Source organism: Streptomyces toxytricini (assembly GCF_014649915.1).
Lineage (GTDB): Bacteria > Actinomycetota > Actinomycetes > Streptomycetales > Streptomycetaceae > Streptomyces > Streptomyces toxytricini.
Genome location: NZ_BMTY01000006.1, coordinates 1 through 23,756, shown reverse-complemented (window position 1 = coordinate 23,756; position 23,756 = coordinate 1). Strand labels below are relative to the sequence as shown.

At 73.6% G+C, this 23,756-nt stretch carries 23 protein-coding genes; 10 read left to right on the top strand and 13 right to left on the bottom strand.

What is annotated here, in order from left to right:
• Positions 1–32: 32 nt before the first annotated feature.
• The 4 genes from sucB (at position 33) to IE170_RS09065 (ending at position 6,191) form a co-directional block, all read left to right on the top strand.
• Entirely contained in the window at positions 33–1,775 is a 1,743-nt protein-coding gene (sucB, locus tag IE170_RS09080) for a 2-oxoglutarate dehydrogenase, E2 component, dihydrolipoamide succinyltransferase (RefSeq protein WP_189808808.1), read from the top strand.
• Positions 1,776–1,979: 204 nt separating this feature from the next.
• On the top strand, positions 1,980–2,603 hold the full coding sequence (locus IE170_RS09075) for a GntR family transcriptional regulator (protein WP_114058875.1): 624 nt from the start codon (positions 1,980–1,982) through the stop codon (positions 2,601–2,603).
• A gap of 232 nt (positions 2,604–2,835) precedes the next feature.
• Complete coding sequence (aceE, locus tag IE170_RS09070) at positions 2,836–5,520, top strand: pyruvate dehydrogenase (acetyl-transferring), homodimeric type (protein WP_189808807.1); 2,685 nt, start codon at positions 2,836–2,838, stop codon at positions 5,518–5,520.
• A gap of 152 nt (positions 5,521–5,672) precedes the next feature.
• A complete protein-coding gene (locus IE170_RS09065; RefSeq protein ID WP_189808806.1) occupies positions 5,673–6,191 on the top strand; it encodes a DUF4240 domain-containing protein in 519 nt (172 codons plus the stop codon).
• 18 nt (positions 6,192–6,209) lie between these two features.
• Here the strand turns inward: IE170_RS09065 and IE170_RS09060 are convergent, their stop codons facing one another.
• The gene (locus IE170_RS09060; RefSeq protein WP_189808805.1) at positions 6,210–6,980 is read right to left on the bottom strand and encodes an SDR family NAD(P)-dependent oxidoreductase; all 771 of its coding nucleotides are present in this window, start codon (positions 6,978–6,980) and stop codon (positions 6,210–6,212) included.
• Between the two features lie 87 nt (positions 6,981–7,067).
• Between IE170_RS09060 and IE170_RS09055 the strand changes: the two genes are divergently transcribed.
• Positions 7,068–7,754, top strand: coding sequence for a TetR/AcrR family transcriptional regulator (locus tag IE170_RS09055; protein ID WP_189808804.1), 687 nt, complete (start codon positions 7,068–7,070; stop codon positions 7,752–7,754).
• Between the two features lie 71 nt (positions 7,755–7,825).
• Here IE170_RS09055 and glnA read toward each other — a convergent pair whose 3' ends face one another.
• Positions 7,826–9,235, bottom strand: a complete 1,410-nt coding sequence (gene glnA, locus IE170_RS09050; protein ID WP_189808803.1) for a type I glutamate--ammonia ligase — start codon at positions 9,233–9,235, stop codon at positions 7,826–7,828.
• A 185-nt stretch (positions 9,236–9,420) separates the two neighbouring features.
• Here glnA and IE170_RS09045 point away from each other — a divergent pair, with 185 nt between their 5' ends.
• Positions 9,421–9,888 carry an RDD family protein gene (locus tag IE170_RS09045; RefSeq protein ID WP_189808802.1) on the top strand — a complete coding sequence of 156 codons (468 nt, stop codon included), beginning with the start codon at positions 9,421–9,423 and terminating at the stop codon, positions 9,886–9,888.
• A gap of 106 nt (positions 9,889–9,994) precedes the next feature.
• On the opposite strand, the gene IE170_RS09040 is transcribed toward IE170_RS09045, so the two are convergent.
• The 5 genes from IE170_RS09040 to IE170_RS09020 all read right to left on the bottom strand — a co-directional run bounded on the left by IE170_RS09040 (position 9,995) and on the right by IE170_RS09020 (position 13,508).
• Positions 9,995–10,693 (bottom strand): DUF4191 domain-containing protein, encoded by a 699-nt coding sequence (locus IE170_RS09040; RefSeq protein WP_189808801.1) that lies wholly within the window; start codon positions 10,691–10,693, stop codon positions 9,995–9,997.
• Positions 10,694–10,702: 9 nt separating this feature from the next.
• A complete protein-coding gene (locus IE170_RS09035; RefSeq protein WP_189809009.1) occupies positions 10,703–10,900 on the bottom strand; it encodes an SCO2195 family GlnR-regulated protein in 198 nt (65 codons plus the stop codon).
• A gap of 367 nt (positions 10,901–11,267) precedes the next feature.
• Positions 11,268–12,221, bottom strand: a complete 954-nt coding sequence (lipA, locus tag IE170_RS09030; protein ID WP_189808800.1) for a lipoyl synthase — start codon at positions 12,219–12,221, stop codon at positions 11,268–11,270.
• A gap of 109 nt (positions 12,222–12,330) precedes the next feature.
• Entirely contained in the window at positions 12,331–13,131 is an 801-nt protein-coding gene (gene lipB / locus IE170_RS09025) for a lipoyl(octanoyl) transferase LipB (protein ID WP_189808799.1), read from the bottom strand.
• Between the two features lie 104 nt (positions 13,132–13,235).
• The gene (locus IE170_RS09020; protein ID WP_189808798.1) at positions 13,236–13,508 is read right to left on the bottom strand and encodes a hypothetical protein; all 273 of its coding nucleotides are present in this window, start codon (positions 13,506–13,508) and stop codon (positions 13,236–13,238) included.
• A gap of 173 nt (positions 13,509–13,681) precedes the next feature.
• Between IE170_RS09020 and IE170_RS09015 the strand changes: the two genes are divergently transcribed.
• Entirely contained in the window at positions 13,682–15,124 is a 1,443-nt protein-coding gene (locus IE170_RS09015; RefSeq protein ID WP_189808797.1) for an NsdA family TPR-like regulatory protein, read from the top strand.
• Between the two features lie 87 nt (positions 15,125–15,211).
• On the opposite strand, the gene IE170_RS09010 is transcribed toward IE170_RS09015, so the two are convergent.
• The 5 genes from IE170_RS09010 to IE170_RS08990 all read right to left on the bottom strand — a co-directional run bounded on the left by IE170_RS09010 (position 15,212) and on the right by IE170_RS08990 (position 20,387).
• Positions 15,212–16,468 (bottom strand): NAD(P)/FAD-dependent oxidoreductase, encoded by a 1,257-nt coding sequence (locus tag IE170_RS09010; protein WP_229884659.1) that lies wholly within the window; start codon positions 16,466–16,468, stop codon positions 15,212–15,214.
• 219 nt (positions 16,469–16,687) lie between these two features.
• The gene (locus IE170_RS09005; protein WP_189808795.1) at positions 16,688–17,593 is read right to left on the bottom strand and encodes a TIGR01777 family oxidoreductase; all 906 of its coding nucleotides are present in this window, start codon (positions 17,591–17,593) and stop codon (positions 16,688–16,690) included.
• A 73-nt stretch (positions 17,594–17,666) separates the two neighbouring features.
• Complete coding sequence (locus IE170_RS09000) at positions 17,667–18,341, bottom strand: VIT1/CCC1 transporter family protein (protein WP_189809008.1); 675 nt, start codon at positions 18,339–18,341, stop codon at positions 17,667–17,669.
• A 139-nt stretch (positions 18,342–18,480) separates the two neighbouring features.
• Entirely contained in the window at positions 18,481–19,377 is an 897-nt protein-coding gene (locus tag IE170_RS08995; protein WP_189808794.1) for a hypothetical protein, read from the bottom strand.
• Complete coding sequence (locus tag IE170_RS08990) at positions 19,374–20,387, bottom strand: SPFH domain-containing protein (protein WP_189808793.1); 1,014 nt, start codon at positions 20,385–20,387, stop codon at positions 19,374–19,376. The genes IE170_RS08995 and IE170_RS08990 overlap by 4 nt, the downstream gene beginning before the upstream one ends.
• Positions 20,388–20,502: 115 nt before the next feature.
• Here IE170_RS08990 and IE170_RS08985 point away from each other — a divergent pair, with 115 nt between their 5' ends.
• Together IE170_RS08985 and IE170_RS08980 are read left to right on the top strand one after the other, a co-directional pair.
• Positions 20,503–21,336 carry a hypothetical protein gene (locus tag IE170_RS08985; RefSeq protein WP_189808792.1) on the top strand — a complete coding sequence of 278 codons (834 nt, stop codon included), beginning with the start codon at positions 20,503–20,505 and terminating at the stop codon, positions 21,334–21,336.
• Between the two features lie 75 nt (positions 21,337–21,411).
• Complete coding sequence (locus tag IE170_RS08980; protein ID WP_189808791.1) at positions 21,412–22,515, top strand: PP2C family protein-serine/threonine phosphatase; 1,104 nt, start codon at positions 21,412–21,414, stop codon at positions 22,513–22,515.
• Positions 22,516–22,562: 47 nt separating this feature from the next.
• Here IE170_RS08980 and IE170_RS08975 read toward each other — a convergent pair whose 3' ends face one another.
• On the bottom strand, positions 22,563–22,820 hold the full coding sequence (locus IE170_RS08975; protein WP_114057297.1) for a hypothetical protein: 258 nt from the start codon (positions 22,818–22,820) through the stop codon (positions 22,563–22,565).
• A 105-nt stretch (positions 22,821–22,925) separates the two neighbouring features.
• Here IE170_RS08975 and IE170_RS08970 point away from each other — a divergent pair, with 105 nt between their 5' ends.
• A complete protein-coding gene (locus IE170_RS08970) occupies positions 22,926–23,297 on the top strand; it encodes an ArsC/Spx/MgsR family protein (protein WP_189808790.1) in 372 nt (123 codons plus the stop codon).
• The last annotated feature ends 459 nt before the right edge of the window (positions 23,298–23,756 follow it).

Below are 23,756 nucleotides of genomic sequence, written 5' to 3'. Positions count from 1 at the left end.
CTTCCGCACTTTCACAAGGAGCAACTGAAACCATGGCGGTTTCCGTAACCCTTCCGGCGCTCGGCGAGAGCGTCACAGAGGGCACTGTCACCCGCTGGCTGAAGGCCGAGGGCGAGCGCGTCGAGGCCGACGAGCCGCTGCTGGAGGTGTCGACCGACAAGGTCGACACCGAGATCCCCTCGCCCGTCGCCGGCATCCTGGCCTCGATCAAGGTCGCCGAGGACGAGACCGTCGAGGTCGGCGCCGAGCTGGCCGTCATCGACGACGGCTCCGGCGCTCCTGCCGAGGCCCCCGCCCCGGCCGCCGCCGAGGCCGCGGCTCCGGCCGCCGAGGCCCCCGCGGCCGAGGCGCCCGCCGCCCCGGCTGCGGCCCCTGCCGCCGAGGCCCCCGCCGCTGCCGCCGCGCCCGCCGCGTCCGGCACCGACGTCGTGCTGCCCGCGCTGGGCGAGTCGGTCACCGAGGGCACCGTCACCCGCTGGCTGAAGTCGGTCGGCGAGACGGTCGAGGCCGACGAGCCGCTGCTCGAGGTCTCCACCGACAAGGTCGACACCGAGATCCCCGCGCCGACGTCCGGCACGCTGCTGGAGATCCTGGTCGGCGAGGACGAGACCGCCGAGGTCGGCGCCCGTCTCGCCGTCATCGGTGCCGCCGGCGCGGCTCCGGCCGCCGCCCCGGCCCCGGCCGCCCCGGCCCCGGCTGCCGCTCCGGCTCCGGCCGCTCCGGCCCCGGCCGCTCCGGCCCCGGCCGCTCCGGCCCCGGTCGCCGCCCCGGCTCCGGCCGCCCCGGCTCCGGCCCCGGTCGCCCCGGCGGCTCCGGCCGCTCCCGCGGCTCCGGCCTCCGCCGGTGACGAGGGCGCGTACGTGACCCCGCTGGTGCGCAAGCTGGCCTCGGAGTCCGGTGTCGACCTGAACACCGTCACGGGCACCGGCGTCGGCGGCCGCATCCGCAAGCAGGACGTCCTGGCCGCCGCCGAGGCCGCCAAGGCCGCCGCCGCCCCGGCTCCCGCCGCCGCTGCCGCTCCGGCCGCCCAGGCCCCGGCCGCCGCGGTCTCCGAGCTGCGCGGCCAGACGGTCAAGATGACCCGCATGCGCAAGGTCATCGGCGACAACATGATGAAGGCCCTGCACTCGCAGGCGCAGCTGTCGTCCGTGGTCGAGGTGGACGTCACCAAGATCATGAAGCTGCGGGAGAAGGCCAAGGCCTCCTTCCTGGCGCGCGAGGGCGTCAAGCTCTCCCCGATGCCGTTCTTCGTCAAGGCCGCCGCCCAGGCACTGAAGGCCCACGCGGTCGTCAACGCCCGGATCAACGACGACGAGGGCACCATCACCTACTTCGACTCGGAGAACATCGGCATCGCCGTGGACTCCGAGAAGGGCCTGATGACCCCGGTCATCAAGGGTGCGGGCGACCTCAACCTGGCCGGCATCGCCAAGGCGACCGCCGACCTGGCCGGCAAGGTCCGCGGCAACAAGATCACCCCGGACGAGCTGTCCGGCGCGACCTTCACCATCAGCAACACCGGTTCCCGCGGCGCCCTGTTCGACACGGTCATCGTGCCGCCGAACCAGGTCGCGATCCTGGGCATCGGCGCCACGGTGAAGCGCCCGGTGGTCCAGGAGACCGCCGAGGGCACCGTCATCGCGGTCCGCGACATGACGTACCTGACCCTGTCCTACGACCACCGCCTGGTGGACGGCGCGGACGCGGCCCGGTACCTCACGGCGGTCAAGGCGATCCTGGAGGCCGGCGAGTTCGAGGTCGAGCTCGGCCTCTGAGGCCCGCCGCCGACGGCTCCCCGTCGCAGTACGCACGGCGCCCCCGCCCGGAACCGATCCGGGCGGGGGCGCCGTCGTTCCCTGCGCGGCTGTAACCAGCCTCACCCGGCGACCCCGTGCGCGGAACCTTCCCGCGCGGCTACTGCGCCGTATTGTCTACGCATCAGAGCTGTGCACGACTTCACAGGAGATGAAGCCCCGATGATCACCCCACCCGTCGTGCAGTCCCTGCGCGAGCAGATCCGCGAGCACATCGTGGAGGGGATCGTCAGCGGGCGCTGGAAGCCCGGCGAGCGGATCGTCGAGCGGCGCATCGCCGTGGAGCTGGAGGTCAGCCAGACGCCCGTACGGGAGGCGCTGCGCGAGCTGGAGACGCTGCGGCTGATCGAGTCGGCGCCCAACAAGGGCGTACGCGTGCGGAACCTGTCGGCGGCGGACCTGGAGGAGATCTACCCGGTGCGGGCCGGCCTGGAGCAGATCGCGGCCGAGCTGGCGGCGCCGCGGCTGGCCGCGGACTGCTCGGCGCTGGAGCCGCACGTGGCGGCGCTGTGGGAGGCGGACCGGCTGGAGGACGGCACGGCGCAGGTGCGGCACACGGTCGGCTTCCACCGGGAGATGGTGCGGGCGGCCGGGAACAGCGTGCTGCTGCACACCTGGGAGAGCCTGGGCATCGAGGTGTTCACGGCCCTGTCGATCCGCTGGCTGGGGACGGTGCAGAAGTCGTACGCGGAGGAGCACGAGGCCCTCGTGCAGGCCTTCCGCAGCCGGGACCCGGACATCGGGGTGCTGGTCAAGCGGCATGTCCTGGGGTGCGCGCCGCGCGCCTGACGGAACGATTCGGGATCCGATTCCGCCCGATTTGACCGGCACCGGGTGCCTGAAATGCTGGCACCCGGTGCCGACTTTTGCCTGATGTCCGTCATCTTGACCGCAAACGTTTGATCGATCATCGATCAGGGATTTACAGTCGGGGCGGACCCCCACCGGAGTCCGCCCCCTGTCCTGCCCGTCAGGGATCTTCTTCACCACCTCTCCTTTGTCCGGAAGGCGGCGCACACCGATGTCCGACCCCGTAGGAAAGCTTCCGAGCGAGCTCGACCAGCTCCCGGACCGCGACACCGAGGAGACCGCCGAATGGGCGGCCTCGCTCGACGCCGTCGCCAAGGCCGCCGGTACGCGCCGCGCCGAATACCTGCTCCGCCGCACCCTCCAGCACGCCGAGAGCGCCGGCCTCGCCCTGCCGAAGCTGCTGGAGACGGACTACGTCAACACCATCCCCACCTCCGCCGAGCCGGAATTCCCCGGTGACGAGGAGACGGAGGCCCGCATCACGGCCTGGAACCGCTGGAACGCGGCCGCCATGGTGACCCGCGGCTCGAAGTACGGCGTCGGCGGCCACATCGCCACCTTCGCCTCCGCCGCCTGGCTGTACGAGACCGGCTTCCAGCACTTCTTCCGCGGGAAGGAGGCCGACGGCTCCGGCGACCAGCTCTACATCCAGGGCCACGCCTCCCCCGGCATCTACGCCCGCGCCTTCCTCGACGGGCGCATCTCCGAGCAGCAGCTCGACAACTTCCGCCAGGAGGCCGGCGGCAACGGCCTGCCGTCCTACCCGCACCCGCGGCGCCTGCCGTGGCTGTGGGAGTTCCCGACGGTCTCCATGGGCCTCGGCCCCCTCTCGGCGATCTACCAGGCGCGCTTCAACCGCTACCTGCTGAACCGCAGGATCAAGGACACCTCCAACTCGCACGTCTGGGCCTTCCTCGGCGACGGCGAGATGGACGAGCCCGAGTCGACCGCCGCCCTGGCCCTGGCGGCCCGCGAGCGCCTCGACAACCTGACCTTCGTCGTCAACTGCAACCTGCAGCGCCTCGACGGCCCGGTCCGCGCGAACTTCCGCATCGTCCAGGAGCTGGAGGCCCAGTTCCGCGGCGCCGGCTGGAACGTCGTGAAGACCCTGTGGGGCTCCGCCTGGGACGAGCTGTTCCGGCTCGACACCACGGGCGCCCTGGTCCGCCGCCTGCGCGAGACCCCGGACGCGCAGTTCCAGACGTACGCCACCCGCGACGCCGCCTACATCCGCGAGCACTTCTTCGGCGGCGACCCGGCCCTCGTGGCGCTCGGCGCCCTGGTGTCCGACGCGAAGATCGCCGAGTGCTTCCACACCTCCCGCGGCGGCCACGAGCCCCGCAAGGTGTACGCCGCGTACAAGGCCGCCCTGGAGCACAAGGGCGCGCCGACGGTCATCCTCGCGCAGACCGTCAAGGGCTACACCCTGGGTGCCGGGTTCGAGTCGAAGAACGCGAACCACCAGATGAAGAAGCTGACGATCGACGAGTTCAAGGGCATGCGCGACCTGCTCGGACTCCCGATCCCGGACAGCGCCTTCGAGGACGGCGTCGTCCCGTACGGCCACCCGGGCGCCGACTCCCCCGAGGTCCGCTACCTGCAGGAGCGCCGCGCGGCCCTCGGCGGCCCGGCCCCGGCCCGCCGCGTCCACCAGGTGGCCCTGCCGCAGCCGGCCGACAAGTCCTTCGCGCCGCTGCTCAAGGGCTCCGGCAAGCAGGAGATGGCCACCACGATGGCCTTCGTCCGCCTGGTGAAGGACCTGATGCGGGACAAGGAGACGGGCCGCCGCTGGGTGCCGATCGTCCCCGACGAGGCCCGCACCTTCGGCATGGAGTCCCTGTTCCCGTCCGCGGGCATCTACTCGCCGCTGGGGCAGACGTACGAGCCGGTCGACCGCGACCAGCTGATGTACTACAAGGAGGCCAAGGACGGCCAGATCCTCAACGAGGGGATCACCGAGGCCGGCGCCATGGCCGACTTCATCGCCGCCGCCACGTCGTACGCGACGCACGGCGAGACGATGATCCCGTTCTACATCTTCTACTCGATGTTCGGCTGGCAGCGGACCGGCGACCAGATGTGGCAGCTCGCCGACCAGCTCGGCAAGGGCTTCATCGTCGGCGCGACGGCCGGCCGCACCACCCTGACCGGTGAGGGCCTCCAGCACGCCGACGGCCACTCCCACCTGATCGCGGCCACCAACCCGGCCTCGCTCAACTACGACCCGGCCTTCGCGTACGAGATCGCGGTGATCGTCAAGGACGGTCTGAAGCGCATGTACGGGGAGAACCCGGAGGACGTCTTCTACTACCTGACGGTCTACAACGAGCCGAAGCCGCAGCCGGCCATGCCCGAGGGCGTGGAGGAGGGCATCGTCAAGGGCCTCTACCGCTTCAACACGGCGGCGGACCTCGGCGAGGCGGCGCCGGCCGCGGACGCCCCGAAGATCCAGCTCATGGCCTCGGGTACGGCGATCCACTGGATCCTGGAGGCGCAGCGCCTGCTGGCCGCCGAGTGGAACGTCGCCGCCGACGTCTGGTCCGCCACCTCCTGGGGCGAGCTGCGCCGCGACGCGCTGGAGGCCGACGAGGCCCTGCTGCGCGGCGAGGAGCGCACCCCGTACGTCACCCGGGTGCTGGAAGGCGCGCCGGGCCCGGTCCTGGCCGTCTCCGACTGGATGCGCCAGGTGCCCGACCAGATCAGCCAGTGGGTCCCGCAGGACTACACCTCGCTGGGCACGGACGGCTTCGGCCTCTCCGACACCCGCGACAACGCCCGCCGCCACTTCGGCGTCGACGCCCAGTCGATCGTCGTGGCCGCGCTGGCCCAGCTCGCCCGCCGCGGCGAGGTGCCGGCGTCGTCCGTGAAGGAGGCGCGCGAGCGCTACGGCCTCTGAGCCGGCCGCCGGCTCCGCCGGCGCGCTGTGCGGCATGCCGCGGAGGCGGCCCCTCCCCCGAGCAGGGGGCGGGGCCGCCTCCGGTGTTTCCCGGCGCTGTCGGTTTCTCGCGGTGGCGGGCCACCGGCCGACCCGTGATGCTGGATGCCGTGATGGACGAGACGGATTTCTGGGAGATCGTCGACAGCACCCGCGAGGCCGCCGAGGGCGACCCCGAGGAGCATGCCGAGCTGCTCGTGGACCGGTTGGCGCAGCTCGACCCGGACTCCGTCCTCGACTTCGCCCGACATTTCGAGTCCCGCTACAACCGGGCGTACACCTGGGACCTGTGGGGCGCCGCCTGGGTGCTCCTCGACGGCGCGAGCGACGACGCCTTCGACTACTTCCGCTGCTGGCTGATCGGCCAGGGCCGGGAGGTCTTCGAGGGCGCCCTCCACGACCCGGACTCCCTGGCCGGGCTCCTCGACGAGTTCGACGAGGACATCGACGGCGACGGCGAGGAGCTCGGCTACGCCGCCGACGAGGCGTACGAGCAGCTGACCGGGGCGGCCGCCCCCGACCTCGGGATCCCGCTCCAGGCGGCGGAGCCGGCGGGCACCCCGCTCGACTTCGAGAACGAGGCCGTGCTGGCGGAGCGCTTCCCCCGGCTGTGGGACCGCTTCAGGGGCTGAGGGCGGGGCCGGACAGGCCTAGTGGTGGGTGCCGCCGTCGATGCGGATCTCGGTGCCGGTGATGAAGGCGCCGTCCTCGGAGCCCAGCATCGCGACGACGCCGGCGACCGTCTCCGGCGGGGCGAAGCCCTGGCCGATCGCGGGGGCGAGCTTGGCGAACAGGCTCCAGTCGGTGTCCTCGGGCAGGCCGGGGCCGGCGCCGGTGGTCATGCCGGACTCGATGGACCCGGGCGCGACGGCGACGAAGCGCAGGCCCTGCTTGCTGTACTCGGCGGACAGCGCGTGCGTCATGGACTGGATGCCGCCCTTGCTGGCCGCGTAGGCGGCCATGTAGGGGTGGGCGAAGGACGCCGAGGTGGAGCTGAAGTTCACGACGACCGGCCGGTCGCCCTCCAGCAGCGCCGGCAGCGACTCGCGGATCATGAGGAAGGTGCCGGTCAGGTTGACGGCGAGGACCTTGTTCCACAGGTCGAGCGGGGTCTGGTGGGTGTGGGCGCAGCGCAGGATGCCGGCGGCGTTGACGAGCACGTCGAGCCCGCCGAGGGCCTCGACGGCGGCGGGCACGGCTGCGGCGACGGCGGCCTCGTCGGATATGTCGAGGACGGCGGTGCTGAGCCGGTCCGCGTGCCCGTCGGCGGCGGCCCGCTCGGCGGTGGCCTTCAGGCCTGCCTCGTCGACGTCCGCGGTGTGGACGCGGCCGCCCTCGGCCAGGATGCGGTGCACGGTGGCCCGGCCGATGCCGGAGCCGCCGCCGGTGATGAGGACGCGTCGTCCTTCGTAACGGTTCATGCGCTGAGAGTACCCATACGGTGACACGCTTTGCCAGCATGCCAAAACGCGCATTACGGGCTCGCGGGAGGGGTAGGCTGTCCCCCCGTGAGATCCCCTCGTCCGTACTCCCCCCGGACCGGCCCCGCTGCCGCCCAGTCCCTGACCGAGCGCCGCAAGGCCGCCACCCAGCTCGACATCGCCCGCGCCGCCTGCACCCTCTTCGCCGAGCACGGCCCCGACGGCACCACCGCGGAGGACATCGCCCACCGCGCCGGCGTCGCCCTGCGCACCTTCTACCGCTACTTCCGCAACAAGCAGGAGGCCGTCGCCCCGCTCCTCGCCACCGGCGGGGACACCTGGCGCGCGATGCTCGCCGAGGAAGCCCCCGGGACCCCGGTCGCGGAAGCCCTGGAACGCGCGATCACCCGCACCCTCACCGCCCCCCAGGCCGTCACCGAAGGCCTGGAGGTCACCCGCGGCCTCCTCCGCGCCTCCGCCGGCGACCCGGCCCTGCGCGCCGTCTGGTACCGCGTCAACCAGGACTCCGAAGAGGCCCTGGTCCCCCTCCTCACCCGCCTGACGGGCGACGGTGCGGACCCCCTTTCCGTCCGCCTCCTGGCCGCGGCCGCCACGGACGCCATCCGCATCGCCCTGGAACTCTGGTCCGCCACGGACACCCCCTGCACGGGCCCGAACTCCCCGCAGGCACTGGCCGTCCGCTCCCTCCGCGCCCTGACGGCGTGCATCCCCCTGGCGAACTCCACGGGAGGCGGCGGCCACCGGACCTCCTGAGGGCCGGCCCGGGAACGGCGAAGGGCCCCGCTGCTCCCGGGAGGGAGCGGCGGGGCCCTTCGGCTGCCGGCTTAGAGGTCGAAGTACAGCTCGAACTCGTGCGGGTGCGGGCGCAGCGCGATCGGGGCGATCTCGTGGGTGCGCTTGTAGTCGATCCACGTCTCGATCAGGTCCGCGGTGAAGACGCCGCCGGCGAGGAGGTACTCGTGGTCGTCCTCCAGGGCCTTGAGGACGTTCTCCAGGCTGGTCGGGACCTGCGGGACGTTCGCGTGCTCCTCGGGAGCCAGCTCGTACAGGTCCTTGTCGATCGGCTCCATCGGCTCGATCTTGTTCTTGACACCGTCGAGGCCGGCCAGCAGCAGCGCAGAGAACGCCAGGTACGGGTTCGAGGACGGGTCCGGGGCGCGGAACTCGACGCGCTTCGCCTTCGGGTTCGAGCCCGTGATCGGGATGCGCATCGCGGCGGAGCGGTTGCGCTGCGAGTACACCAGGTTCACCGGCGCCTCGAAGCCCGGCACCAGGCGGTGGTACGAGTTCACCGTCGGGTTGGTGAAGGCCAGCAGCGACGGGGCGTGCTTGAGGATGCCGCCGATGTAGTAGCGGGCGGTGTCCGACAGGCCCGCGTAGCCCGCCTCGTCGTAGAAGAGCGGCTCGCCGCCCGCCCACAGCGACTGGTGGACGTGCATGCCCGAGCCGTTGTCGCCGAAGATCGGCTTCGGCATGAAGGTCGCGGTCTTGCCGTTGCGCCAGGCGACGTTCTTCACGATGTACTTGAAGAGCATCAGGTCGTCGGCCGCGGCGAGCAGCGTGTTGAACTTGTAGTTGATCTCGGCCTGGCCGCCGGTGCCGACCTCGTGGTGCTGGCGCTCGACCTGGAGGCCCTGGGCGTCCAGCTCCAGGGAGATCTCGGCGCGCAGGTCCGCGAAGTGGTCGACCGGGGCGACCGGGAAGTAGCCGCCCTTGTAGCGGACCTTGTAGCCGCGGTTGTTCTCCTCGGAGCCGGTGTTCCAGGCGCCGGCCTCGGAGTCGATGTGGTAGAAGCCCTCGTTCGCGGTGGTCGCGAAGCGCACGCTGTCGAAGATGTAGAACTCGGCCTCGGGCCCGAAGAACGCGGTGTCGGCGATGCCGGTGGAGGCGAGGTACGCCTCGGCCTTCTTCGCGATGTTGCGCGGGTCGCGGCTGTAGGCCTCGCCCGTGATCGGGTCGTGGATGAAGAAGTTGATGTTCAGCGTCTTGTCGCGGCGGAACGGGTCCAGGCGGGCGGTGCTGATGTCGGCACGCAGCGCCATGTCGGACTCGTGGATCGCCTGGAAGCCGCGGATCGAGGAGCCGTCGAAGGCGAGCTCCTCGGCCGGGTCGAACGCCTTCGCCGGGATGGTGAAGTGCTGCATCACACCGGGCAGGTCGCAGAACCGGACGTCGACGAACTTGACGTCGTTGTCCGCGATGTACTTCTTGATCTCGTCGGCGTTCTGGAACATCCAACTCCTCCTACTCCCGATCCCGGGGGAGGGACGGGCTGTATAGCTCGTGGTGCGTCAGTGCGGTGCCGCACGCTGACCCGACCATAAGCAGGCGGGATTTCTCAGGCATGACCCATTTGTTTCGCCCAAGTTAACCAGGGTCCGCCCGAAGCGCCGGGGAGCACCACAGGTACCGTGGTCCGGTGGACAACAGGCAAGCAATCGGATCGTGGCTCTCCGGCCCCCGCGCGGCGGCCGAGGACATGGGCGTGGAGTTCGGCTATCCGGGCCGGCAGCTCGGCCTGCCGGAGCAGGGCCCGGGCTCGGCGGCACGCTTCGGACGCCGGCTGGGCGCGGTCGCCGTCGACTGGATCGGCTGCCAGGTGATCGCATACGGGCTGATCACGGGCGGCAACATGTCCGCGACGGGCAACTGGACGCTCGCCCTGTTCCTGGCCCTCACCCTCCTGACGGTGGGCACGGTCGGCTCCACCCCGGGCAAGCGCCTCCTGGGCCTGCGCGTCGTATCCCTGGACGGCGGCCGCCTCGGCTTCGGCAGGGTGCTGCTGCGCACTGCGCTGCTGGCCCTCGCCATCCCGGCCCTGATCTGGGACCGCGACGGCCGCGGCCTCCACGACCGCGCCTCCCGCGCCGTCCAGGTCAGGATCTGAGGCGGACGGACACCGAAAGGGGCGCCCCCGCGGCCATCCGGCCCGGGGGCGCCCCTTTTCCGTGCGCGTACGCGTACGGCTCCCGCCGTATACGAAGGCGGCGGGGTCAGCGCATCTTTCCACCGCGCGGCATGCGCATGCCCTTGGGCATGGGCCCCTTTGGCAGGGGCATGTTGCTCATCAGGTCGCCCATGGCGCGGAGCTTGTCGTTGGCCTGGGTGACCTGGGGGCCGGAGAGGACGCGGGGCAGCTTGAGCATGGTGGTGCGGAGCTTCTTCAGCGGTACCTGGCCCTCGCCGGTGCCGACGATGAAGTCGTGGACCGGGACGTCCGGCATGATGCGGGCGAGCTTGCGCTTCTCGGCCGCCAGCAGGGCCTTGACCCGGTTCGGGTTGCCCTCGGCGATCAGCACGACGCCGGCCTTGCCGACGGCGCGGTGGACGAGGTCCTGGCTGCGGTTCATCGCGACGGCCGGGGTGGTGGTCCAGCCGCGGCCCACGTTGTCCAGGACGGCCGCGGCCGCGCCGGGCTGCCCCTCCATCTGGCCGAACGCGGCGCGCTCGGCCCGACGGCCGAAGATGATCGCCATCGCGAGGAACGCCACCAGGAAGCCCAGGATGCCCAGGTAGACCGGGTGGTCGATCAGGAAGCCGATCGCAAGGAAGACACCGAAGGTGACGATTCCCACGCCTGCGACGATCAGACCGACCTTCGGGTCGGCCTTCCGCGTCATCTTGTACGTCAGGGCGATCTGCTTCAGTCGCCCGGGGTTCGCAGCAGTCTCTGCGTTTGCCTTCCTCGCCATAAGCGCAGTTTACGTGGCCTGCGGGGTCCGGGTCGCCGCGGCCTCGAGTACGTGCTCGGTTTCGACGCGGTCCCTGGCCCGGCGCCGGTCCTCCAGGACGGCGGACCAGGCGTTGCGCCGGGCGCCGCTCATGAGGAGCGACTCGAAGCCCCGGAATGCCTGGGTGAACGACGGGATGGCAATGGCGCGTACGGGCGCGGCCTGCATGGTCTCGTTCCCTTTCACGGTGCTCACGTCGGTCTGGAGCGGGTCTGGAGCGCACTGCAGGGGGGCGGCGGCGGGTCCGGCGGCGTGTGCGGTGCGTCGACCCATGGTCACTGTCCGGTGTTACCAGGGCGTGACCGGCTCGTCAAACGGTGATGAAACATTTACGCGGCCCGTCGGCCCTCTTCCCACGAAGAGCCTACGGGCCGCGTCCATGCGTATTACCGTCCGGTAATGATCTGTGCGGGGATTCACACCGCCCCCAGGCGAGGGCGTCGGCTCCGCTGCGCTTCTCCGGCCTTCGGTCGAGCTCCGCGTCGCCGGCGCTCCGGCCGAGCGCCCGCCCTCGTTCCTCGGGCGGACCCTCGACCTACGCTACGGCTCCGCTGCGCTTCTCCATCGCCTGCTGGTAGAGGCGGCCGGCCCGGTACGACGACCGGACGAGCGGTCCGGACATGACGCCGGAGAAGCCGATCTCCTCGGCCTCCTTCGCCAGCTCGACGAACTCGGCCGGCTTCACCCAGCGCTCCACGGGGTGGTGGCGCGGCGAGGGCCGCAGGTACTGGGTGATGGTGATGAGCTCGCAGCCGGCCTCGTGCAGGTCGCGCAGCGCCTGCGTGACCTCCTCGCGCTCCTCGCCCATGCCGAGGATCAGGTTCGACTTGGTGACCAGGCCGTACTCGCGCGCCTTGGTGATCACCTCGAGGGAGCGCTCGTAGCGGAAGCCGGGCCGGATGCGGCGGAAGATCCGCGGGACGGTCTCGACGTTGTGCGCGAAGACCTCGGGGCGGGAGGCGAAGACCTCCTCCAGCAGCTCCGGGACGGCGTTGAAGTCGGGGGCGAGCAGCTCGACCTTGGTGCGGCCGGCCTCGCGTCCCGCCGTCTGCTCGTGGATCTGGCGCACGGTCTCGGCGTACAGCCAGGCGCCGCCGTCGGCCAGGTCGTCGCGGGCGACGCCGGTGATGGTGGCGTAGTTCAGGTCCATGGTGACGACGGACTCGCCGACGCGGCGGGGCTCGTCCCGGTCGAGGGCCTCGGGCTTGCCGGTGTCGATCTGGCAGAAGTCGCAGCGCCGGGTGCACTGGTCGCCGCCGATGAGGAAGGTGGCCTCGCGGTCCTCCCAGCACTCGTAGATGTTCGGGCAGCCGGCCTCTTGGCACACGGTGTGCAGGCCCTCGCCCTTCACGAGGTTCTGCATCTTCGTGTACTCGGGACCCATCTTCGCCCGGGTCTTGATCCACTCGGGCTTGCGCTCGATGGGGGTCTGGCTGTTGCGGACCTCCAGGCGCAGCATCTTGCGTCCGTCGGGTGCGACTGCGCTCACGACCGGCTCCCTGTGACTTCGATTCCTCGGCGACCACCAGGGTACGCCCGTAATTTCGTACGCTCTTACGTCGGCCAACCCGCTGGGGGGCGGGCCCATTCCCCGCCGGCTACGCCCCCGCCGCGCCCTCGACCGCGCGCGGCCGCAGGTCGGCGTTCTCCAGGACGTCCCGCAGGTGCTTCTCCGCCACCGGCACCACGTCGGCGACGGTGACCTCGCGGCCCAGTTCGTAGGAGAGCGAGGTCACACCGGCGTCGCGGATGCCGCAGGGCACGATCCGGTCGAACCAGGTGTTGTCCGGATTCACGTTCAGCGAGAAGCCGTGCATCGTGACGCCCTTGGCGACGCGGATGCCGATCGCGGCGAGCTTGCGGTCCTCGCGGCGCTGGCCCGCGTTGCTGGGGGCGTACTCGGGGCCGTTCAGCCGGGGGTCGAACTCGTCGTCGTGGAGCCGGGGGTCGAGGTCGAGGGAGAGGCCGCCGATCAGGGGGCGCTCCTCGACGGGGTCTCCGAGCACCCACACCCCGGAGCGGCCCTCGACGCGGGTGGTCTCCAGGCCGAAGTCGGCGGCGGTGCGGATCAGCGCCTCCTCCAGGCGGCGGACGTGCGCGACGACGTCCACGGGCCGGGGCAGCTTCATGATCGGGTAGCCGACGAGCTGGCCGGGGCCGTGCCAGGTGATCTTGCCGCCGCGGTCGACGTCCACGACGGGGGTGCCGTCCAGGGGGCGCTCGCTGTCGGCGGTGCGCCGCCCGGCCGTGTACACGGGCCGGTGCTCCAGCAGCAGGCAGGTGTCGCCGATCTCGTCCGCGAAGCGCGCCGCGTGGACCCGGCGCTGCTCGTCCCACGCCTCGGTGTACTCGACGTAGTCCGGCCCGAAGCCCAGGTGGACGAATTCCAGCTCAGCCACGGCAGCGCCTCCTCGTTGAAACTGCTGTGTGCACGTATCGCACGAGCCAAGGGTACGGCGCCCCCTCGGGGACCCCTCGGGGGGTCGGCGGCGGACCCGTCCGCTCAGCCGGCGCCGCCCTCCGGCGGCGGGCCGGGCAGCAGCCGGGGCGGCCTGCGGCCCGCGGGCGGCCGGTCGGGGTCCTCATCGGCGCGCGGCAGCCGCCGGTGGCCCTCGGAGTGGTCGTTGACCCAGCCGCAGACCCCGCACGCGTACCGCCCGTCGAGCCCCGCGATGTACGTGCCGCACCGGCGGCACTCGGCCTCGGTGATCTCGGGCGCGGGGAGCGGCGCGGGGGTGGCGGCGGAGGGCTCCGTCCTGGTGGGCCTGGGGGTCATGGGGCGCAGCGTACGCGGCCCGCGTCGACGCGGCCGTAAAGAGCCCTGCCGATTCTGCACACGATCGGATGAATATGGGGCAGAGAGGGCGGCGCGGCGGCGGTTCGCCGCTACATTCACGCCGTTCACAGGGCCGGGACCCCGGTCCGGCACGTCAGGAAACCGTGGAGCCGATGACGGAACGACCCGCGCAGCACGTCCCCAACCGCCAGCTCGCGGCGCTGATCGCGGAAGCCGGTTTCTCCAACGCCGGTCTGGCCCGCCGCGTCGACCAGCTGGGCCTGGAGCACGGCCTGGACCTCCGGTACGACAAGACCTCCGTGACCCGGTGGCTGCGCGGGCAGCAGCCCCGCGGGACGACCCCTGCGCTCATCGCCGAGGTCTTCACCCGGCGTCTGGGGCGCCGGCTCTCCGCACAGGACCTGGGCCTGGACGCCTGCGCCCCCGTCTACGCCGGCCTGGAGTTCGCGGCCACGCCGGAGGAGGCCGTGGACATCGCCAGCGGGCTGTGGCGCAAGGACTCGGGCTCCCATGCCGAGCTGCGGAAGATCGCCTTCACCCCGGCGGGGCTGGTCGTGCCCAGCCGCGACTGGCTGATCGGCAGACCCGACGAGCGGGTCGGCCGTGGCGCCGACCCGGCCGCCGCCGCCCGTGTGCCGCTCCAGGGCCGCGGCAGCGTCCCCCGCCAGCGCCAGATCGACCGCGGGCCCGGCCAGCGCGTCACCGGCGGGGACATCGCGGCGCTGCGGTCGGTCGGCGAGCTGTTCCGGACCCTGGACCAGGCGTACGGCGGCGGTCACGCCCGCCAGGCGCTGGTGCGCTACCTGGAGCACGAGGCGGAGCCGATGCTCCGCGGCACGTACGGGGAGACGACCGGCCGCCGGCTGTTCGCGGCGGCGGCGGACCTGACCCGGCTGGCCGGCTGGACCTCGTACGACATCGCCGCGCACGGGCTGGCGCAGCGGTACTTCGTGCAGGCGCTGCGGCTCGCGCAGGCGGCCGCGGACCGGCCGTACGGGGCGTACGTGCTGGTCACGATGAGCCGGCAGGCCGTCTACCTGGGGCACGGCCGGGAGGCGGTGCAGCTGGCCCGGGTCGCCCAGCAGGGCGTCGGCTCGGGGCCCCCGCCGCTGGTCCAGGCGCTGCTGCACGCCGCGGAGGCCCGGGGCCACGCGGTGCTGGGCGAGGTCCGGGCCGCGACGGCGTCCCTGGTGCGGGCCGAGCGCTGCCTGGGCGCGGCGCGCCCCGGCGACGACGTGCCGCACTGGGCGAAGTCCTTCGACGAGGCGACGCTCGCGGACGAGTTCGGGCACTGCCACCGGGACCTCCAGCAGTACCGGGCCGCGGCCCAGCACGCGGAGCGCTCGCTGCAGCTGCGCGCGCCGGCGTACGCCCGCTCGCGCCTCTTCTGCAAGGTGGTGCTGGCGACGGCCCGCCTGGGGCTGGGCGAGCTGGACCAGGCGTGCTCGCTCGGCGCGGAGGCGGCGCAGCAGGCGATGGAGATGCGCTCGGTGCGAGCGGTGGAGTACGTACGGGACTTCGAGCGCCGGCTGGAGCCCTACCGGGACGCCTCGGCGGTGCGGACGTACCGGGACCGGGTCGCGGCCCTGTCGTAGCAGACCCGCACGAAGCAGGGCCCGGCCACCCCGTCGGGGGGCCGGGCACCGGTTCTCTGTGGTTCTCTGCGGCGGTCTCTGTGGTTCTCAGGCCACCGCCGGCAGGGCGTCCCCGGCGCCGGCGGGAAGCCGGATGCCGAAGTCGCGCAGGACGGCGCCGGCGGCGCGGCGGGCCGAGTGCAGGGCGCCCTGGACGGTGTTCGCGTCGCGGTGGTCGCCGCACACGTACAGCCCTGCGAGGACCCGCACCGGGCGCCGCGGGTCGTACGGGGGCGGCATCGCGGGGACGGCCTCGGGGGCGTGGTGGACGGCGAGGAGCTCCCAGTCCCGGGTGGCCGTGTCGTACAGGCGGGCCAGCCGGGAGGCGACGGTGCGCACGGGCGGCGGCGGGCCGAGCACGGTGGTGGTGACGAGGCTGCGGCCGGCGGGGGCCCGCGTCGGGTCGACCGCGCTCATGACGGCGGTGTGGGCGACGGGCCATCGGGGGTCGCCGTCGAGGAGGAGCGAGCCGTCCCAGGGCAGCGGGGCGGCGGTGGCGTGGTGGATGACGGTGACCTCGTGGAAGGCGGGCACCCGCAGCCCCGGCAGGAGCCCGGCGGCGGCCCGCGCGCCGGTGGCGAGGACGAGGGAGCGGCAGGCGAAGTCGCCGTGCTCCTCGGTGGTGACGAGGTTGGTCGCCACCGACCGGACCCGGACGCCGGTGCGGACGGTGCCCGGCGGCAGTCCGGCGGCGAGCAGCCGGGGCAGGGCTGCGGCCCCGCCCTCGGGCACGGCGAGCCGCCCCCGGGCGAAGGTGCGCAGGGCCAGGTCGGCGACCCGGCTGGAGGTGGTGAGGTCCGGGTCGCGCAGCAGGGCGGAGAGCAGCGGCCGCAGGGTGCTGCCCATGCCGCGGGTGCGCAGGGCCTGTGCGGCGGTGCGCTCGGGCCGGGCCAGGACCCGGTCGGCGGGCAGGGCGGCAAGCCGCCCCAGGTAGGCGCTGAGCCGGGCCTGGTCGAAGGAGCCGCTGGCGAGTGCGCGGGCGGGGGTGAGGGCCCCGGCGCGCAGCTGCCGGCCTTCGGCGTGGACGAGGACGCCGGGCGCGAAGGGCCGCAGGACGAGGGCGGTGAGGCCGGGCGTCCGGTCGAGTTCCGTGTACGAGGTGTTGAGCAACTGGCCGACCCGGTCGAGCCGGAACCCGTCCGCGTGCTCGGTGGCCATGCGGCCGCCGGTGTCCTCCGCGGCCTCCAGGACGGTGACGGTGACCCCCGCCGCGATCAGGTGCTGTGCCGCCGCGAGTCCTGAGACCCCGGCTCCTACGATGACGACGTCCGCATGCTGTGCGGCGCGGTGCGAGCTGCTGAGCACGTGCCCCTCCCCGAGGTCGGCGCGGCTGTGTGGGGAACCTCCTTCCCCCAACCGACTCAAGGGGAACCCGAGTTCGGTGCGGTATTCCGGTCGGATCCGGTCGCATGGCGGTCGCATCCGGGTCACAAACGGTCGCACGGCGCCCTCTCGTGCGCTGCCGCGGGAGCCGTGGGCCGGGCGCGCCGCGCCGGGCACGTGCCGGGCCGCGGTGCGGGGAGGTCAGGGGGCCGCCGGCTCGGCGAGTGCCGCGCGCAGGGCGTCCTCGATGCCCGGGTGCCGGAAGGCGAAGCCCGAGCGCAGCAGCCGGTGGGGGCGGGCCCGCTGGCTGCCCAGCACGTCCTGCGCGAGTTCGCCGAGGACCAGGCGCAGCGCCGGGGCGGGCACCGCCAGCAGGGTCGGCCGGTGCAGGACCCGGCCCATTGCGGCGGTCACCTCCCGGTTGGTCACGGGCTCGGGCGCGGCCAGGTTGACCGGACCGGAGAGCTCCGGGGTGTCGACGAGGTGCCGCAGCGCCGCGACTTCGTCGTGCAGCGAGATGAACGGCCAGAACTGGCGCCCGCTGCCGAGCCGCCCGCCGAGCCCGGCCCGGAACAGCGGGAACATCCGCCCCCATGCTCCCCCGCGTCCGGACACCACGAGTCCGGTCCGCGCGAACACGGTCCGCACGCCCGCCTCGCGGACGGGGTCGGCCGCTGCCTCCCACGCCCGGCACACCTCCGGCAGGAACCCGCTCCCCGCGGGGGCGGTCTCGTCGACGACGCGGTCGCCGGCGTCCCCGTAGTAGCCGACGGCCGAGCCGCTGACGAACACCGCGGGCGGCTCGTCCATCGCGGCGACGGCCCGCGCCAGGGCGTCGGTGCCCCGCACCCGGCTGTCCCGGATCTCCTTCTTGTACGCGGCCGTCCACCGGTGGTCGCCGATGCCGGCGCCCGCCAGGTGGACCACGGCCCCGCACCCGGCGAGCCCCGCCGGGTCGACCCGCCCGGCCCCCGGGTCCCACCGCGCCTCGTCCGGCGCGGCGGGCGCCCGCCGGACGAAGCGGACGACGTCGTGCCCGTCCGCCCGCAGGGACCGTACGAGGGCACTGCCGATGAGCCCGGTGGAACCGGTGACCGCGATGCGCATGCGCCCCATGATGCAGCCGCGCAACGCCCCTCGGCGGCGGAACCGCCCGCCCGAGCGTGTCCGCCGGGCCGGGTCAGGCCCCGGCCGCCGTCCCCAGCCAGGTCCCCACCGCGTACGTGACCCCCATCGCCAGCGCACCGCCCGCCACGTTCCGCAGCACGGCCCGCCGGGCCGGCGCCCCGCCCAGCCGGGCGCTGACCACCCCGCACAGCACCAGCGCCGCCGCCACGGACCCCGCCGTGACCGGGACCCGCTCCGACGGGCCCGGCAGGACGATCGCCAGCAGCGGCAGCAGCGCCCCCACCGTGAACGCGGCCAGACTGGCCAGCGCCGCGTGCCACGGGTTGGCCAGCGCCTCCGGGTCGATGCCGAACTCCACCCCGGCATGGGCGCGCAGCGCGTCCCGCTCGGTCAGCTGCACCGCCGCCTCCCGCGCCAGGTCCCGGCTCAGCCCGCGCGCCGCCAGCAGGTCCGTCAGCTCCTCCAGCTCCGCCTCCGGCTCCTCCACCAGTTCCCGGCGCTCCCGGTCGAGCGCGGCCCGCTCGGAGTCCCGCTGGGAGCTCACCGAGACGTACTCCCCCGCGGCCATGGACAGCGCCCCCGCCAGCAGCCCGGCCACACCTGCCGCGAGGATCGCCGCCCGCGACGTGGTGGCCCCGGCCACGCCCACGACCAGGCCGGCCGTGGAGATGATCCCGTCGTTGGCCCCGAGCACCCCGGCCCGCAGCCAGTTCATGCGGGTGCTCATCGCCCCGTCGGGCTGCGGCCCGCCCTGCGGGGCCGGCCGCCGCGGCTCCGGTTGCGTCACGGCACCACTGTCGGCGCCTGCGCCCCGCCCGGCCACCCGGCGCACCGCCGGGGGTGCGCGGCCTCGGGCCCGCCGATGCTCACGCCAGCAGCCGCAGCGACGTCTCCGCGATGCCCAGCCGTACGCTCTGGCCCCAGGTCAGCTGGAGGGCGTCGGCCTCCATGCCGTCGCCGAAGACCACGATCCGGTCCGACTCCACGGTCACCCTCAGCCCCTGCCGGTCCTCCAGGTGGCCGGAGACCCGGGTCGTCCCGGTGGCGGGCGAGGGCCACGCCTCGCGTACGAACCACAGGAGCCGGCGGTCGCACGGCGCGGGCAGCGGCAGGGCGCTGCCGCGCTCCAGCCACAGGGAGCGCAGCCAGCCGGTGGCGCCGGTGCCGGTGCCGACGAGGACGCCCGAGGAGGCCTGGGCCTCGCCGGGGCCCGTGTCGCCGTCGGGGCCGAGGCGGTAGCGGGCCGTCTGGTGGCCGGGCGGGCCCAGGTAGACCTCGTTCAGCGCGAGGAGGCGCTGGGTGTCGTCGGCGACGGCCTCCACCATGGTCAGGTCGTCCGTCCGGCCGCCGGCTGTCGCGGCGCGCAGCAGGGCGGCGGTGTCGGTGCTGCGGTGGCGGACCAGGACTCCGGGATTGCGTCCCGGGTCGGTGTCGATGCCGATCACGGGCTGCCCGGACAGGTACTTGGCGGCGTTGGCGACGAGCCCGTCCTGCCCGACGACGACCACCACGTCCTCCGGGGCGAACAGGAAGCGGTCCAGGTCCGCCCGTTCGACCCGGGAGCTGCGCCAGGTGAGCGGTACCGCCGCCTCCACCTCGCGCAGCGCCTGCCGGGTCCGGTGGTGGCGTTCGACGACCTCGTCGAGGGAGCGGCCGCGGCTGGAGAGGAAGAACGCGGCCTGCCCGTGCGTCCCGTGCCGGTCGACGAGTTCCTCGTACTCGGTCCTGCGGTGCACGAGCACCGCCCGGGGCGCCAGGCTCACGCGTCCGCCCCGGGCTGCGGGCGCCCGAGCCGGCCGAGGAGGCCGGTGAGGACGTCCGGGGTGAGGGTGATGCTGTCGACCCGGGGCAGGTTCTCCGCCAGCCGGGTCGCCGCCAGGGCGTACAGCGTGTCCGCGCCGGTCTCGCCGTGCACGCGCAGCCAGGCGGCCTGCGCCTCGGCGCGGGCCGCGCCCGTCGCGCGCGCCGCCTCGGCGTCGGCGCGGGCCAGGGCGACCTTGCGGGCCGCCTCGGCCTCGGTCCGCACGCCGTCGGCCGCAGCCTTCTCCTCGGCCTCGCGGCGGGAATTCACGCCGCGCTGCTCGACGAGCTGCTCCTCGCGGCGGGCCAGTTCGATCTGGCTGGCCAGCTCGTTCTCGGCGATGGCCCGCTCGCGCTCGACGGCGACGGCCCGCCGCTCGTAGGTGGCGCGGTCCGCCTCCTGCTGGATCTGCTCGCGGGCCGGTGTGCGCAGGGCGCGCTCCACTTCGGCCTCGGGCCGGAGCGCCACGACGCGCACGGCCACCACCTCGATGCCGGTGTCCGGGAGCCGGGGCTCGGCGGCGAGGCCGGCGGCGACGCTCCGGCGTACGGACGCGACGCCGTCGACCAGTGCGGCGGCGAGCGGGGTCCGGGCCAGCACGTCGAGGGCGTGCTGCTGCGCGGTCTCGGTGAGGAGGGTGGAGATCTGCTCGAGGGGTGCACCGCGCCAGCTTCCGGTGTCCGGGTCCACGGAGAAGTCGAGGCGGTCGGCCGCCGCGGCCGGGTCGCTGATCCGGTAGGTGACGGTGGCCTGCACGGTGACGTCCTGGAAGTCGGCCGTACGGGCGTGGAAGGCCATGGCCAGCTCGCGGTCGTCGACGGGCACTTCGGACAGGGCGGCCGACAGTGAGCGGTACCAGAAGCTGAGCCCCCGGCCGTCGTGGACGAGCCGGCCGCGCCGGTGGTGGCGGATGTGGGCGGTGGGCGCGGAACGCAGATGGCGCCAGCCGAGGCGCCGGGTGATGTCGGCCATGGGAACCCCCTCGATTTCGTCATCATGACGATAATCGCGGACGCCTGATATCGTCAAGCGGACGAAAACAAGGGCGGGCGGGGAGCCTGCCGCGCGCACAACCGGGGGACAGCGAGTGAGCACAGCCAGACCGCAGGCGGACCGCGAGGCAACCGGGCCGTTCGCCGCGGCCGACGCGTTCTTCCGCGCCTGCACGGGCAGCCACGCACCGGACGCGGACGAACGTCCGGTCGACCCGCTCATAGGCAGGATGCAGATCGGGCGGACCCTCCTCGGCCTGGGCGGCGCCGTGTGGCTCGTCCTGGCCTACCCGCTCAGCTCGGGCCGGGAGGAGTTCGTCCTCGGCAAGATCGCCGAACTCGGCATGGCCTGCGCCGTCCTGCTGGCCGGCAGCGTCCTCGGCATCGCCGCCTTCCTCGCGGCGGGCACACCGGAGCGCCGCCGCGCCTTCGCCCGGCGGCTTTCGGGGCCGCTCGTGTGCGTGCTGGCACTCGCCCTGGGCCCCGCCCTCTTCTGGCTGTCCCTCTCCACCGTCAAGGGCGACCTCGTCGGCGAAGTGGAGCTGGTGGACTTCTACTCCTCGCTCCTGGGCCGCGGCATCCTCTGCTCCGTCCTCAGCTTCCTCACCCTCGTCGTCGGCTGCCTGCTCGCCGTCGCCGTGCTGATCGTGTCCGTCCCGTACACGATCGTCACGGCCTACGTCTGCGTGAGCTCCTGCTTCCGCGCCTCGGACGTCCACCAGCTGCTCCCCGCGCTGCTCTCGCCCCTGCTGGTGTGGTCCCTCTTCGCCTTCCAGCTCTTCAACGGCCCCGACGTAGCCGCACCGCCGGAGGTGCTCTACACCTTCCTCCTCGGCGGCCCCCTTTCCGTGACCGCCCTGTCAATCTGGGAGGTACGCCGCCTGCGCACCCATTACGGGATCACCCTGCGCAGCGCCCTGGGCCGCTGACCGACCGCGCACCCGCACCGCCACCCGGCGCACCGTCCGGGTGCGCGGCTCCCGCGCCCGTACCAGGGTGGAGGGGTGAGACGCCGACGCCAGGAGCCGGGCTGGCTGCGCGGGGCACCGCCGCCGCGCTGGGCCCGCATCGCCCCCGCCGTCGCCCTGGTCGTGCTCGTGCTCGCCCAGCGGCTCACCCCCGCCGCAGAGCTCGGCTTCTTCCTCGCCGGGCTGCCCCCCGTGGCCGCCTTCGCGTACGGCCCGGCCGGCACCGCGGTATGCGCCGCCGTCGCGCTCGCGGCGCTCGCCGTGCCCTCCGTCTCGGGCACCCACCCCCGCGGCTCCGACCTGGCGACCGTGGCCGCGATCGGCCTGCTCAGCGTGGTCATCGCCTGGGTGCGCCGAAGACGCGACACCCAGCTCGTGAACGTCCGCACCGTCGCCGAGGCCGCCCAGATGGCCGTCCTGCCGCCGGTGCCGCAGCGGGTGGGTCCCGTGCGCTGCGCCGGCCTGTACCGGGCCGCGCAGCGCGGCACGCTCGTCGGCGGCGACCTGTACGACGTACGGGCCGGGCCGTACGGGGTGCGCGCCCTCGTCGGCGACGTGCAGGGCCACGGCCTGGCCGCCGTCGGCACGGTCGCCGCACTGCTCGGCGCCTTCCGCGAGGGCGTCCTCGACGACGCCGGGCTCGCCGCGATGGCCGCCCGGCTGGACCGCCGGCTCCTCGCGGACGCCGCCGGCACGGCCGACGCCCCGGCGGGGCAGCCCGAGCTGTTCGCCACCGCGCTGCTCCTGGAGTTCCCGCCGGGCCTGGACCTCGTACGCGTCGTCTCCTGCGGCCATCCCCCGGCCCTGCTGCTGCGGGGGATCCGGATCGCCGAACTGGACGTCGACCCGGGCCCGCCGCTGGGCCTCGGCCTCACCTCGGCGGCCGCCCCGGCCGTCGCGGACGTCCCGCTCCTGCCGGGCGACCGGCTCCTCGCCTACACCGACGGCGTCACCGAGGCCCGCGACGCGGGCGGCTCCTTCTACCCCCTCGCCACCCGCATCCCCGTCGTCGCCTCCCCCGGCCGGGTCCGCGACCCGGCCGGCCTCGTCGAGGCCCTCTGGCACGACCTGGTCGACTTCACCCGGGGCGGCCCCCGCGACGACGTCGCCCTGCTGGCCCTGTGCGCCGCGGACGACTGACCCGCGCCCCGGCCGGACGGCCGACCGGGTCGCGGACGCCGGACGCGTCAGCCCGCGTTGCTCACGATGAACGCGCGCACCAGCTTGCAGGTGGTGTTCGACGGCCGGTGGATCCCCGTCCGGACCGCCATCGTGCGGATCTTGCGGTTGGTGGCGCGCCGCGCGTCGTACGTCCCGGAGTCGAGCAGGGATATCGCCAGCCGCATCGCCTTCAGCCGGCGGTTGTGGCTCTCGTACCACTCCCGGGGCAGACCCGCGGGAAGGGGCTTCTTCTTGACGGGCATCGGGGTCCTGGCAGTGGCCATCTACAGCCTCCCAAACGGTAGTTGGCGTCCTGTCCTACTCCCTGAATTTTACCGGCGGGCACTGACAGAACCCCTGGCCACAACACCCCTGACTACCCTGGGGCCATGGAGATCTGGATCAATCCCGCGTGCTCGAAGTGCCGCAGCGCCCTCACCGTGCTGGACGCGGAGGGCGCCGACTACACCGTCCGCCGCTACCTGGAGGACGTCCCGTCCGAAACCGAGATCCGCGAGGTCCTGACCCGCCTCGGCCTGGAGCCCTGGGACATCACCCGCACCGCGGACCCCCTGGCAAGGGAAACCGGCGTACGGGACCTCCCCCGCGAGGCCACGGACGAAGCCCGCGCCCGCTGGATCACCCACCTGGCCACCCACCCGAAGCTGATCCAGCGCCCCATCATCACGGCAGACGACGGCACGGCACTGGTGGCCCGCTCGGAGGAAGCGGTCCGCGAGGCACTGTCGCGGCAGGGGTAGGCCAGGGGAAACGGGAGCGGACGGCTCGCGGCGGTGGGGCGCCGGCGGGAGCAGAGCGGGAGTCGGCCGGTCGGGGTCGGGAGTGCGACGGCGGAGTGCGGTAGGCGGAAGCCGGTCGGCCGGCGTCGGAAGCACGACGGCGAAGTGCGGTAGGCGGAAGCCGACCGGCCGGCGTCGGAAGCACGACGGCGAAGTGCGGTAGGCGGGAGCCGGTCGGTCGGGGTCGGAAGCACGACGGCGAAGTGCGGTAGGCGGGAGCCGGCCGGTCGGGGTCGGAAGCACGACGGCGAAGTGCGGTAGGCGGGAGCCGGCCGGTCGGGGTCGGAAGCACGACGGCGAAGTGCGGTAGGCGGGAGCCGGCCGGTCGGGGTCGGTGATGCGACTGGGGGTGTCCCCGGCAGTTGATGGTGTCCGGGGCGGGCCGGTCCCTCAAGGGCGCTCCCTTTCGGTCGCGTCGCT

Coding starts and splice junctions, on each gene's coding strand:
- IE170_RS09005 (WP_189808795.1), bottom strand. CDS start 17,593: ATGCGCATCGCGGTCACCGGTTCCACCGGGCTCATCGGCAGTGCCCTC.
- IE170_RS08990 (WP_189808793.1), bottom strand. CDS start 20,387: ATGGCCGACATCACCCGGCGCCTCGGCTGGCGCCATCTGCGTTCCGCG.
- glnA (WP_189808803.1), bottom strand. CDS start 9,235: ATGTTCCAGAACGCCGACGAGATCAAGAAGTACATCGCGGACAACGAC.
- aceE (WP_189808807.1), top strand. CDS start 2,836: ATGTCCGACCCCGTAGGAAAGCTTCCGAGCGAGCTCGACCAGCTCCCG.
- IE170_RS08975 (WP_114057297.1), bottom strand. CDS start 22,820: ATGGCCACTGCCAGGACCCCGATGCCCGTCAAGAAGAAGCCCCTTCCC.
- IE170_RS09035 (WP_189809009.1), bottom strand. CDS start 10,900: ATGCAGGCCGCGCCCGTACGCGCCATTGCCATCCCGTCGTTCACCCAG.
- IE170_RS09015 (WP_189808797.1), top strand. CDS start 13,682: ATGACGGAACGACCCGCGCAGCACGTCCCCAACCGCCAGCTCGCGGCG.
- IE170_RS09065 (WP_189808806.1), top strand. CDS start 5,673: ATGGACGAGACGGATTTCTGGGAGATCGTCGACAGCACCCGCGAGGCC.
- sucB (WP_189808808.1), top strand. CDS start 33: ATGGCGGTTTCCGTAACCCTTCCGGCGCTCGGCGAGAGCGTCACAGAG.
- IE170_RS09020 (WP_189808798.1), bottom strand. CDS start 13,508: ATGACCCCCAGGCCCACCAGGACGGAGCCCTCCGCCGCCACCCCCGCG.
- IE170_RS08970 (WP_189808790.1), top strand. CDS start 22,926: ATGGAGATCTGGATCAATCCCGCGTGCTCGAAGTGCCGCAGCGCCCTC.
- IE170_RS09040 (WP_189808801.1), bottom strand. CDS start 10,693: ATGGCGAGGAAGGCAAACGCAGAGACTGCTGCGAACCCCGGGCGACTG.
- IE170_RS09060 (WP_189808805.1), bottom strand. CDS start 6,980: ATGAACCGTTACGAAGGACGACGCGTCCTCATCACCGGCGGCGGCTCC.
- IE170_RS09000 (WP_189809008.1), bottom strand. CDS start 18,341: ATGAGCACCCGCATGAACTGGCTGCGGGCCGGGGTGCTCGGGGCCAAC.